This window comes from Nocardia sp. bgisy118 (genome assembly GCF_057708605.1).
Window position 1 is genome coordinate 32,627 of record NZ_JBYISM010000047.1, and the last position, 11,233, is coordinate 43,859.

Genomic DNA, 11,233 nt, shown 5'->3' on the forward strand with positions numbered 1-11,233 from the left:
TTCCGTCGCTAGCTTGGTGGTATGGCTAGGACGACGTATACGGAACCGGCGTGGCTTGTCGAGATCAATGCTGCCTTGGCTGCTGGGGTGGCCGGGGTTGACCCTGCGGAGTGGGTGTACGGCTATGTCCGTATTTCGCGGGATGAGAAGGACCGTGCGGAGGGGGTGCAGTTGCAGGCCAAGAACGAGGTCGCCTATGCGGCTCGGAAGGGGTTGCGGTTGGCGCGGATCTTCTGTGACAACGATCTGTCCGGCGCGGACGCGGATCGTCCGGCGTTGCGGGATCTGCTGGCGCTGGTGGCCAGCGGCCCGGCGAAGATCGTGCTTGCTCGTGATGTGGCGCGGTTGACTCGTGATTACGACCTGGGCAACGAGCTGATGAAGCTCGGCCGTGCTGAGGGGGTGCGGTATGTGTTCATGAAGGACACCGAATACGACCTGACCACGGGCGCGGGCCGCAAGAATTTCATGGTGAAGGTCGCCGAAGCGGCCGAGTACCGGGAAACCAACACCGAAAACCTCCTGGACCGGATGGGTGAGGAGGCCGCGAAGGGCGTAATGCAGGGCGGTTCGCGCCGGTTCGGGTACGGCAAAGTCGTTGGCACGCACCCCATTACCGGTGATGACATTCTTGACCGGTATGCGTTGCGGGAGAACGAGGTTGCGGTTCTGTATGAAGCGCGGGACCGGATCATCAACGGGGAGTCGCAGACCACCATCGTCACTGACTGGAACGCTCGGGGTATGACCACGTCCGAGGGCAAGCTGTGGCGGGTGGGCAAGCTCAGCGAGTTGCTGCTGTTGGAGGCGTATGTCGTCTACGACCTGGGTGAGCACACCGACGCGAACGGGCAGCGGTGCGCGTGCTTGGACAACCCTGAGGGCAACGGTATTCGGGTGCATGAGCGTACCAGGACGCGGCATCGGGCGCGGTGGCCTGCTGTGTTCACTCGCGCCGAGCATGACGCGATGCGGGCGGCGATCAAGGCGCACAGCCGGGCGAAGGATCCCGATCGCCCGCGTGCGCGTAACGGTGAGTATTGGCTGACCGGGCTGGCCGAGTGCGGCAGTGTGTGGCCCGAGGGTAGCGAGCGGGCCGGGCAGCGGTGCGGTAGCTGGTTGGTGGGTTCGCAGTTGGAGCGTGAACGCAAGAACGGCACCGTTGTTCAGCGCCGATATGTGTGTCGGGCGAAGGATTCGGCGAGGGTGGCGTGTGGGTGCGGGCGGGTGTCCCGGGATGCGGGCGCGTTGGAGATGTATGTCGCGCAGCAGGTGATCGCCGCGTACGAGCACCCGGAGATTCTGGCGCGGCTGGATCGGGGGAACGACAATGCCGGGCGCATCGCGGAACTGCAACAGCGTATCGAGACCACGGCGGGAAATCTGGATGCCGAAACCGACCGCCGTACCGAGGTGCTGACCGGTGCCGGTGACGCCGACGACTTGCGGGTGATCGAACGCACCATCGCGGGACTGAAGCAGACACTGAAAGCGCTTCGTGCCGAACAGGATTCGTTGCGTGGAGCGGCGGCCCTCGCTGTGCTGGCCGATATTGGGTCCACGCCGGGTGAGTTGCGTAGGGCGTGGGATACGAAGGGTTCGCGCTGGCGGCATGAGGCCGCCGCGCGGCTGATCGAGAAGGTCATCGTCAAACCCGCGCGGGTGTATGCCGCGAAGTGGGTCGACCAGAACGGCAAGGCGTGGCGGTTCGACACATCCTCGGTCGAGATCGTGTGGCGGGACCTATAGTCACTGGCTCCGCTGGTGAATCCTGACGGCGGTTATCGGTGAATGTCCGTTGCCAAATTAGCTGGCGCAGGACACTGACTGCGAGCAGCGGTGTGTCAAGTATGTGGCAGACGGCGGTCTGGGGCTCTTGCCAAATTGTTGACGCGACTTTGTGCGCGGCGTCGGTACCAAGGTCGACCGCAGAGACACGGGATGGCAGCCCGCGTGAGTAGGAGCTTACCGGCGGTCGTTCTGTCGATCGTGTGCAGGATGCCACTCACGCGGTAACGGATACAACCCGGGGTAAGACGCCGCCGTGCGCGGATCGAGGTCTGCTCAGTTGGGTTGGTGCTTGTTAGTCCGCAATTGCCCGCGCCGCAGCAATGCCCGTCCCGCAGCGAGGGTGCTATGGATCTGTTGGGCGCTGATAGGAATCGAGTCCTCGCCGCTGCGGCGGACGATGCTGATGTACGCGCCTTCGACCCGGCCGTCGACGATCGCGCCGTGCACGAGAAACGGTTTCAGCTCCTCCTCCTGGGCAGGCACCGACACGATCACCAGCCCCTGGCCCGGGCTCGTTTCGACGGTGTCGAGTTGCAAGGCGTACGGGAACGGGAACAGGCGGTTTTCGATGGCCTGCCGGTAGCGGCGAAGGGTTTGCACATCGATCGGCACCGGGCGAACCGATTTGATCAGTTCACCTCCCGGGATCCTCTTGGTGTCCATACCGACCAGCACGATGCCGCCACCTTCGCCGTTGCAGAATCGCGCGACTGCGCTGGCGAGGGAAATCTTGCCTCGCTCCGCGGACAGGTCGTAGTGGTCGGATTTCACATCGAGCCAGTCGCTTTCAGGTTGCCCGATAAGAAGATTCGCATGACCTGCGCGCAGGAGCTCCAACGCGGTGTCACGCCGGAGCGCACCGGTGTCTGCCGCCCCAAACAGGGTGCTGATCTGCTCGGCGACCGTGTAGATGTCCTGCATTGTCTTCCCGCGCGTCGGCATCGTGAAGCACAGGTCGTGCACGAACGGTGTTGTGCTGGTGTACTGCTCGGCGTCCACTTCCACGAGGACGTATTTGGCTCGACGCAAGAGTGGTCCGACGGCGTTGTCGACGCGTGACACCAGCTGATCATCGTCCACTCGATCAGTGGTCTGCACAGCCAACCTCACCGCGAGACGATTGTCGAACAACTCGAACGAGATATGTTCGACGAGAGTGCTTTTCGGGAAGTATTCGGCGGTTTGATCATAGTCGATGAGAATGCGCTCGGACTCGCCCTGCTGGTTGGACGCACGACGAAGCTCGCGCGTCAGGTCCGCTGCTTTGGCTGCTGTCAGATCACTGCGCTTCACCACGATCCCGTCGGCACCGTTGCTTCTACGCTCAAATTCCCCGAAATACCATGCCCAGCAATGTGAATCGTATCGGACCGTAGATGCCACGACGAGCAGGCTATCCGACGGCCGACGTTCGGCGACATACACAGCCCGTGGCTGGCCGACACCGCATCGGCTGTTGCCCTGCGGTAGGCGATCGACAGCTGCATTAGGCCCTGGCCCCCCGAACGAACGACCCGCGTCAGGTTAGTGGCACAAGCCCCGCACTTGCGCCATAACTGTGGCAATACGTCAAGTCAACTGGCAAAGGACAGTGAACTCTGGCGTCAGGCGCCGGGACCGAGATGCTGGTATCGGCGGAATCTGACGCCATCGGCGAGCGTGTCTGGCAGGTTGGGCGTGTCCGACGAACGCCCTGTGATGTCGATTTCGGTGCGTTCGGCGGCAGCCGACCCGCAGCCCTGAGTGCCGATAACAAAGGCTATCGGCGGTCAAGCATCCGGCTGTGGTGGAGTAAACCCCTCCGGCCAGTGCGTGGTCTCGTCGTATGTCGCGCAATATATGAAGCTCGCGTCGGTCAGGTTCGCTCCGGTTAGATTCGCGCCGGTCAGGTTCGCGTTCCAGCAGGAGACCGGGCTGGCCGCGTTCACGGCGGCCACGTTCGCGCCGGTCAGGTTCGCGCCGGTCAGGTTCGCACCGGTCAGGTTCGCACCGTTGAGGTTCGCGCCGGTCAGGTCCGTGTCGCTTAGGTTCGCGCCGGTCAGGTTCGCGAAGGCCAGGTTGGCATCGACCAGGGACGCGAGATTCAGGGACGCGCCAGCCAGGTCCGCACTGATCAGATTCGCGTCCCTCAGGTTCGAGTCGGCCAGGAACGCGCCGGTCAGCTTCGCGTCGTACAGTGTCGCGCCGGTCAGGTTCGCGTTCAACAGCTTCGCGCCGGTCAGCTTCGCGTTGAGCAGGTCCGCACCAGCCAGATCGGCTCCAGTCAGGTTGAGTTTGGTGAAATCGTAGTGGGACAAGGCGCAATTCTGCAGCGATGCATAGTGCAGGCTGAGGACGGCGGTAGCCCAGGATTTCGGGTCGTCGGCCGGGCGGCGGCGACGTTCGCTGAGAATTTTGACTATGGTCTGCCGGATTTCGCGTTCGGGCAGATCCGATCTCTGGGGGACGTCATTCTCGGGAAACGGGACACGCAGGTACCACCGGAGCAGGTTGATGCAGACCTGGCGCTCGTCGTCCTCACCGAAAGCATGCCAGTCGTCGGCGAGCGCAGTCAGCGCGTATACGCGAGCCTGCCGAATCGCGGCGGACTCGTCGGCGATCTGGGCGGCAATCGCGGTGTAGCGATCACGTAGCGCCGACTCCTTCGCGTGACGGGAGTCTTCCTGATGACGCTCTCGCTCTCGCCTCGTGTCAGCTTCATGTTGCCGCTTGGTGAGATCACGGGTTCGTTCACCGTTGAGGTAGGCCAGGATGCCCGCGGAGAGCGCTCCTGCCCCAGCTAGGAATGTCGCGAGCGGCTGCGAAAACCCCGCCTGCACTCCGAACAACAGGGCTGCACCGAACCCCGCCGCTCCACCGCCGACTGTCGTGCCCACGAGGCCGAACCAAAGCGATCGGCTTCGCATCATGACCAGTCCACGGTCAGCACTCATCTCGACGGCCGTCTCGGTCGTCTTCTCTACCTCAGACACGAGAAGACGGTACCGACGGCGCGCTATCCCGGTAGCTTTGCAGCGAACCGAACCTGTTGGTCTGCGCGGCTAACCCGCTCCACGTGGCGATTGCAGAAGGCTCCCAGGCATGCCTCGTCGTGGGCGGCATCCATGTCTTCCGGGTCGGCGAGATAGGCGTCGACGGCGACCCCAACCGGGCGATCGTCGAGGCGGTCGACGAGCCGAAGCCTGGTGTTCTATCAGTGGCAGACCGACATCAGGCGACTCGCACCAGCCGACAGTGAGCCAGGGCAGACGTCTCCGACCGGCTGCGGGGAAGCGGCACGGAGCCGCGCTCGCCAGGCAGAGCGGTTGCCGCCGACCGACGCGTGGCCGATGGCCGCGCCCTACTATGCAGCGTGCCGAAGATGAGATTGACCAACGAGAACGACAAGATGCTCGGAGTATGGGTCGAGCCATTGGCCGAGGAATACTGGATGCGTCCGGGTGATGTGTTCACGATCGCATACGACGACGCCGATCACGTGGAGGATGTGATCGGCGACGCACACTTCGACGTGCAATCCCATGGCGACATGGTCACTGTCTGGACGGGTTGCCGCTACCAGGTCGCTGTCTACGATCAGTCGGGCACCAAACTCGTACCTGGTCACCAGCTTCCGATCGAAGTACTGCGCATGCGGACGGAGCAGGCCGAAGCCGTCGCACGGAATCCGTACGAAGGAAGGCCGTACTTGACCCCCGACAACGCGGATTGGCTGCGCGAGAGCGCCGAACGGCTACGTACAGCGCTCACGCGGGAAGAAACCGCCGCACTCCCAGGCCAACAGCCGATGAAATGAACAGTGCGGCAGACCCGTCAGGGCGCACACAGCTGGACGGATCGCGAAGCCGATACAGATATCAATGACGTCCCCGCCAAACGACACCGCAACCGAGGTCGTGCCAACGGGCCGGTGCACTCGCAGGCGGTAACATCACAGCTATCGAAGAATCGCTCACTGACGTAGAACAATCCATCACCCACTTGCGCCGCCTCGCCGAACGCGACCCCGACACCTATCAGCCCGAACTGGCCGCGCGCCTGCGTGCTCACGCCCGCGCGGAAGCATATACCGCCGCGCAGCAGTGCGTGATCGTCTACCGCGAGCGCTTCGAACACTGCGGTGATTCCGTGTCCCGGATACTCGCCGACAGCCTGCGGATTCTCGCGGACCGGTCAACGGTGGTGGGCCGACTCGCCGAGGCCAAGGCCGCGATCGCTGAAGCCGACGTCTTGATCAAAGAGCTGCATCAAAAGTACTCCGGGACTGCCAGGGGCAGCACTGCGAGCTAGTAATACGGCGCGCCGTCACAGCGCTGAGCCCGAAAGCCGTTCATGCCGAATGTAGTACGGTTCGGCGAGGTCGTCACGTAGCCACGTGCACTCTCATGCCGCTGATCGCGCTGACCGAACCGGCCAGCGCAGGACGATTTGCGGTTCGCGATCGCCAACTGGTCCCAGATGTTCGCGGGCCTTGACCAGCGTCAGCGCCCCGGGCTTGGCACGTTGTGGATTTCCATCCACTTCCGGACGTACCCCAATGCGGCACGGGGCACCATCCTCGTATCGATCTCACCGTCCTCGGTGAGCCACGGTGGCTCCGGCATACCGAACCCTTGCACGATCCTGGTGGCGGCCACACTCGCGACTCGCAGAATGCTTTGGGTGTCAACGAGTTCGGCGAGATCGGTCGAGGTCGTGGTGACCGGCATCGTGTGGTGATCGAGTTGACGGAGCCCGTGCACCTGGGCTCCAGCTGCGTTGTCGAGTTTCGTCGAGGATCCCGGCCTGCTCACCAGTGCGGCTCGGACCGTGGCGGTCCCCCGGCCACCGGCTCGTTCACACGCCCACGAGAGAACGTGAAGGGTCATTGCGCACAGGCTGTCGACCAGGTAATCCGTATCCAAGATCACCGGCCAGGACTCGATGCTCTGCGGTGAAACTCGCTCCGCCGCAAACGCGGTGCCATCAGCGTGTATTTGCCGGTAGGTGTTGATCGCCGCAGGGACCGATTCCCCGCCCGGCCGATCAAGATTGGTGAACACGATTGCGCCGGGTGCAGGGAAGGGGTAGTCCCCGACCCCGGTGTTGGGTTGCAGGATCGAGTTGGGAAAGCGCTGACTCTGATCCCACTCGATGACCTCTTTACGTGCACGTGCGTTGAGGAAGTCATCGGCAGGCATGTCCGGGATGACCGCGACCGCAACCCAGACGTGGGACCCAGGGGCGAGCAGTTCCTGCTGCGCGTGTGCCCACACCTCTTCGAGGCGTTGTTCGCGTTGCGCCCGGGTGCGGATCCGCCCTTGGTAGCGTTCGAACACTTCGTGTTCAAGCAGATGCCGGTGGGAGGTTTCCCCGGGGATCCGCAGGTAGTAGTGCAGTGCTTTGCGGGCTTCCCCGTTGGGGACGGTCACCGCGTGGGGGGCGTTCGGGCTCGCCGGGGTGACCACGACAAGGTAGAAGCAGCCGGGCTTAAGATCACTCTCGACAGCGAACACCTCGAACGCCGGGGTGGGCGCACTGTAGGCACGTACATCCTGGCGGAGCTGTTCCATGATGGCGTGCCGGTCGGCGGAAGCGTCGAAGGGCTGCATTCGGTCCGCAGGGGCGGGGGCTTTGGCCAGGTCCTCGACCCCGTAGATGAGTAGTCCGCCGCGGCCGTTCGCGGATCCGCACACATCTTTGGCGTGTTCTTGTTCCATGGACCAGGGTTTGAGTCCGCGGGGCTTTTTGAACTCGTCGCGGCTTTTGTAGTCGACGAACTCTGATTCGGCGGGGATCTGCTGCACCAGTTCCAGGATCGCGGCTTCTGTGAGCCCATTTGAGTCCAGCAGTGCGCCGATGATGTCTTCGAGGTCTCTGTGCCGCCATATCGCCACAGGCAGCATTGTGGCAGAACGGGGGCCGGTCATCAGGGTTCTTGATTACACCTACAGTGTGCATCGCCCGGGGTGCACCAGGTCGCCGCGCTCGCCTGCGAGCGATCGGCAACCAGATTCCGACAAGCCGTACTACGTGAGAGTACGACCGATACGGAGAACGCACTGATTCGCCGCTGATCGCGCTGACTGAACCGGCAACAGCCGGTTGTGGAGCCGGACTGTGACGCCAGATTTCGCCGATACAACGTCACTGGCACACAGGGGCGCCGTCAGGATTCACCGATCAGCGACGTCGCGGTTCACCGAAGTAGCCAGTCACACCACTCATGCCGCGCGGCGATGCTCGTCTCGGTCCCGGTCGAGGGTGTTGAGTGCGTTGCGCAGGAACAACGCGAGAGACTCGATCACGGCCGGGTTGTCGATCTGGGGCGGCAGCCCTTGCCGTATCCGGCTCTCGGCGACCAGACGGCGGGTCTGCTCACTGGTCGGCCCCACCCACATCCGGCCCTTACCGCCCCCGGAAGTCGATCCGGTCGGCTGGTCGGGTTCGGGGCGGTGGATGCGGCGCTGGCGGGCGTTGAACGGGATCGGGGCGTGGTCGGCACACATGGGGGCTCCCTGGTCGGTCAGGCGGCGCGGGCGGCCGGGGGTGGGTAGGCAGGGGCGGTGAGGCGGTGGCGGGTGGTGTGCCCGGCCAGCGGCAGCGTCGGGTCCTGCAAGTCACGGGTCGAGGTCGCAGGAACACCGCCACCGGGGCCGATGTATTCGGGAATGGTCACGCCGCGACGCAACGAGACGACGTTCGGTGGTGCGGCAGCGGCGAATCCGTTCATGCCACACCTCCGTCGAGAACCACCTCTTTGTCGGTGTCGACGTCGTCGTCGCCGAGATCGGTTGCAGCCTCGGTAGGTTCGAGTTCGGTGAGTGGGGCCAGTGGCGGCACCCGGTCGAGGTCGATGTCGGTGTCGCCGGTATCACCGGTGGTAGCGAGTTCACTGGGATCGGTAGTGATCAGCGCGTTCTCGGTGGGTGAGGCCAGCGACGCGAATACGGCCCGGTCGGTGCTCCCGACTGCGAGCAGGCCGCTGCCGCGCGCCGCGGAGAGCAGGAATTGTTGTTCGCCCTCCGAAAGCCGGAACGCGGCGGCGACCTCGTCGATGGCTTGCGGGGCTTGGCGCAGCAGGATCTGTGTGGCGGCGTTGGAGACGATCGCGCGCCCGAGTTCGGTGGACAGGACATCGGCGCTGTCCTGGGTGGCGACGGTGAGTCCGGCCCAGTGTTTGCGGAAACTCTTGGCGGCCCGGAACAGGAATTCGGCTGCGGCGGGTTGGCGCATGAGCAGCCACGCCTCGTCCACGGTGATCATCCGGGGCCGTCGATTGGCCGGGCTCGACACGCGCCGCCAGGTCGCGTCCAGCACGAGCAGGGTCCCGATCGTCTTCAACTCCTCCGGTAGCTCGCGCAGGGAGAAAACGATCAGCCCGCCCTCGGGGTCGGTGGTGGTCGGCCCGTCCACCAACCCGGCGTAGGCCCCGCCGCCGACGAACGGGTGCAGGGCGGCGGCCAACTCCCCGGCAGCGGGTGTGGCGAGGCGTGCGAGTTGGTCACGCAGTCCGCTCAGCGTCGGCGCGGGCCCGGTCCAGGTGGCGGGGTCCTCGGTGATCCCGACAGCGGCGTAGGTCGCCGCCAAGGCCGTGTCCAATGCTGCCCGCTGCGCGGGGTTCTGGTCACCGAGCAGGACTTGGATGAGGGTGTGCAGGAACAGCTTCCGTCGCGTGAGGGCATCGGTGGGGGCGCTGCGGTGACCGTCGGGGCGGGTGTGGATTTCCAGGTCGAACGGGTTGAGCCGGACACCCGGTGCGCCGAGGCGGATGTGGGCGCCGCCGACGGTTTCGGCGAGGCGTCGGTATTCGTCTTCGGGATCGATGATCACCTGCTCGATGCCGCGATACAGCGACCGCAGGATCTCTGTCTTGACCAGATACGACTTGCCCGCGCCACTGCGGCCCAGCACAACGAGGTTGTGGTTGTGAGCCTCGGGACCGAACCGGTCCACGAACAGCAACCCTGAGGCGGCGTCACGTCCGTAGAGAACGCCCTGCGGGCGGTCGGCCTGGGCAGGGTCGGCGGCAGGCAGCTGCGGGGAGTCGAAAGGGAACGCCGCGGCGAGGGCGGTGGTGTCGAAGGTCCGCTGCACCCGGATGAAATCGAGCCCGAGCGGCAGGGTGCTGGCCCAGGCTTGAGCGGCGCGGTAGGACAGGGTGCAGGTGTCCACGAGCAGGCTCGCCGCCAGCGCACGGACGGCGGCGACCTCGTCGGCCAGTTCGGTTTCCGAGGCGGCGTGCACGGTGAGGTACACCCCGACCCGGAACAACCTGGCCTCGGCGCGGGCGACGCGGGCCGAGAGGTCGGCGGCGTCTTCGACCGCGACATCGACCTGCGGATCGGTCAGGCGGCCTCGGCTGACGTCGTGCATGCGCGAGGACTCCAGGCGTGCCTGTTGGCGGCGCAGCCGGGTGGTGGCGGTGGCCGGGTCGACGGGGTCGATGTGCACCGCGACCTCGACCCGGCCGGGATGCGAGAGCAGCGGCGCGAGCCAGCCGGCGGTCACTTCTCGCGGGTAGCCGGTGACCGCGAGGGTCGCGGTCCAGTCCGAGCCGATCTCCAGATGCCGGGTGCCGATCGTGAGTGATTCCGGCGCGAACCGGTCGAGGCCGTCTCCGGTGAACGGGTCGGGTGTCCGGACTTGGGGGTCGGTGGTGATGATCGCGTCGGCGGCGGCGATGTCGGCGGCGGCCGAGACGAGGCCCTCCGGGTTGGTGCAGCTGGCCAGGACTGCGGTAGCCGCCACGTCATCGAGGGCGGTGACCGAGATACCCAGCGGGGAAAGGACATCGGCGGCCTCGTTCATGCGACGTAGGAGCCGGGACTCGGCCGCCCGGCGCGCACCACCGGACAATGCCCGCCGTGCCCGGTTCCTGCCGAGCAGCCGGGCGCGCAGCCCGGTGGCGGCCAGGCTCTCGGTGGGTTCGCGCCAGATCAGCAGCACCTGCCGGTGGGTCGGGTCCTCTCGTGCGGTCAGCTCGGCGAGGTGATCGGCGTGGTCGAGCGCGGCGGCAGCGAGGTCGGGTGACATCTGCTCGGCGGCGGTGTGCAGGCCGGTGATGTGCTCAGTCAGGTCCAGCCGTGCCGAACGCACCAGAATCTGCACCGGCTGGCGCAGAGTGTGCAGCCAGCCCGCGAGCTGACCGACAAGGCTGTCCTGCTCGGCCTGGGTGCGCAGCGACAGGTTGAGGGTTCCGGCGACCGCGATGACGGCGAGCCCGTCGGCGCCGAGGTCGATCACCCCGACAGCACCGCTGCCGCTGCTCGACACCGACTCGGGCAGGCGTACCTGATTCGCGGACAGCTCGGTGGGGACGGGTGGGCGAGGCCGGGATCGATTGGCGCGGGTGGCGATCCAGCGCGGTGTCTCGGCGCGGGTGCTTCCGCGTGATCGGACGAGGTGCCGTGGGCGGAAGCGGTGGCCGATCGCGGCCACGAGCAGCAGGTCGGCCGACAGG

At 65.5% G+C, this 11,233-nt stretch carries 10 protein-coding genes; 4 read left to right on the plus strand and 6 right to left on the minus strand.

Translation table 11 applies throughout. The features are described 5' to 3' along the window. The first annotated feature begins 21 nt into the window (after window positions 1-21). Window positions 22-1,749 (plus strand): recombinase family protein, encoded by a 1,728-nt coding sequence (locus AC3EO7_RS36370; RefSeq protein WP_435593692.1) that lies wholly within the window; start codon window positions 22-24, stop codon window positions 1,747-1,749. Window positions 1,750-2,064: 315 nt separating this feature from the next. Here the strand turns inward: AC3EO7_RS36370 and AC3EO7_RS36375 are convergent, their stop codons facing one another. Beyond that, complete coding sequence (locus tag AC3EO7_RS36375; RefSeq protein ID WP_435593693.1) at window positions 2,065-3,174, minus strand: hypothetical protein; 1,110 nt, start codon at window positions 3,172-3,174, stop codon at window positions 2,065-2,067. A gap of 386 nt (window positions 3,175-3,560) precedes the next feature. Further along, window positions 3,561-4,763: a pentapeptide repeat-containing protein gene (locus AC3EO7_RS36380; protein ID WP_435593694.1), complete on the minus strand. Its 1,203-nt coding sequence runs from the start codon at window positions 4,761-4,763 to the stop codon at window positions 3,561-3,563. An 83-nt stretch (window positions 4,764-4,846) separates the two neighbouring features. On the opposite strand from AC3EO7_RS36380, the gene AC3EO7_RS36385 reads away from it, so the two are divergent. The 3 genes from AC3EO7_RS36385 to AC3EO7_RS36395 all read left to right on the plus strand — a co-directional run bounded on the left by AC3EO7_RS36385 (window position 4,847) and on the right by AC3EO7_RS36395 (window position 6,081). Beyond that, entirely contained in the window at window positions 4,847-5,029 is a 183-nt protein-coding gene (locus tag AC3EO7_RS36385; RefSeq protein WP_435593695.1) for a hypothetical protein, read from the plus strand. A gap of 129 nt (window positions 5,030-5,158) precedes the next feature. Then, a complete protein-coding gene (locus tag AC3EO7_RS36390; RefSeq protein ID WP_435593696.1) occupies window positions 5,159-5,587 on the plus strand; it encodes a hypothetical protein in 429 nt (142 codons plus the stop codon). Between the two features lie 185 nt (window positions 5,588-5,772). After that, a complete protein-coding gene (locus AC3EO7_RS36395; RefSeq protein WP_435593697.1) occupies window positions 5,773-6,081 on the plus strand; it encodes a hypothetical protein in 309 nt (102 codons plus the stop codon). A 191-nt stretch (window positions 6,082-6,272) separates the two neighbouring features. Here AC3EO7_RS36395 and AC3EO7_RS36400 read toward each other — a convergent pair whose 3' ends face one another. From AC3EO7_RS36400 to AC3EO7_RS36415, 4 genes are all read right to left on the minus strand, one after another. Beyond that, on the minus strand, window positions 6,273-7,667 hold the full coding sequence (locus AC3EO7_RS36400; protein ID WP_435593698.1) for an AlbA family DNA-binding domain-containing protein: 1,395 nt from the start codon (window positions 7,665-7,667) through the stop codon (window positions 6,273-6,275). 327 nt (window positions 7,668-7,994) lie between these two features. After that, window positions 7,995-8,279 (minus strand): hypothetical protein, encoded by a 285-nt coding sequence (locus AC3EO7_RS36405; RefSeq protein WP_435593699.1) that lies wholly within the window; start codon window positions 8,277-8,279, stop codon window positions 7,995-7,997. A gap of 17 nt (window positions 8,280-8,296) precedes the next feature. Further along, window positions 8,297-8,503, minus strand: coding sequence for a hypothetical protein (locus AC3EO7_RS36410; protein ID WP_435593700.1), 207 nt, complete (start codon window positions 8,501-8,503; stop codon window positions 8,297-8,299). Continuing rightward, window positions 8,500-11,233: VirB4 family type IV secretion system protein (locus tag AC3EO7_RS36415; RefSeq protein WP_435593701.1), on the minus strand; the 2,734-nt coding region annotated here is incomplete at its 5' end. The genes AC3EO7_RS36410 and AC3EO7_RS36415, both read right to left, overlap by 4 nt.

Bases quoted from the DNA above. Each gene is read 5' to 3' on its own strand.
- AC3EO7_RS36405 (WP_435593699.1), bottom strand. From the start codon at position 8,279: ATGTGTGCCGACCACGCCCCGATCCCGTTCAACGCCCGCCAGCGCCGC.
- AC3EO7_RS36410 (WP_435593700.1), bottom strand. From the start codon at position 8,503: ATGAACGGATTCGCCGCTGCCGCACCACCGAACGTCGTCTCGTTGCGT.
- AC3EO7_RS36370 (WP_435593692.1), top strand. From the start codon at position 22: ATGGCTAGGACGACGTATACGGAACCGGCGTGGCTTGTCGAGATCAAT.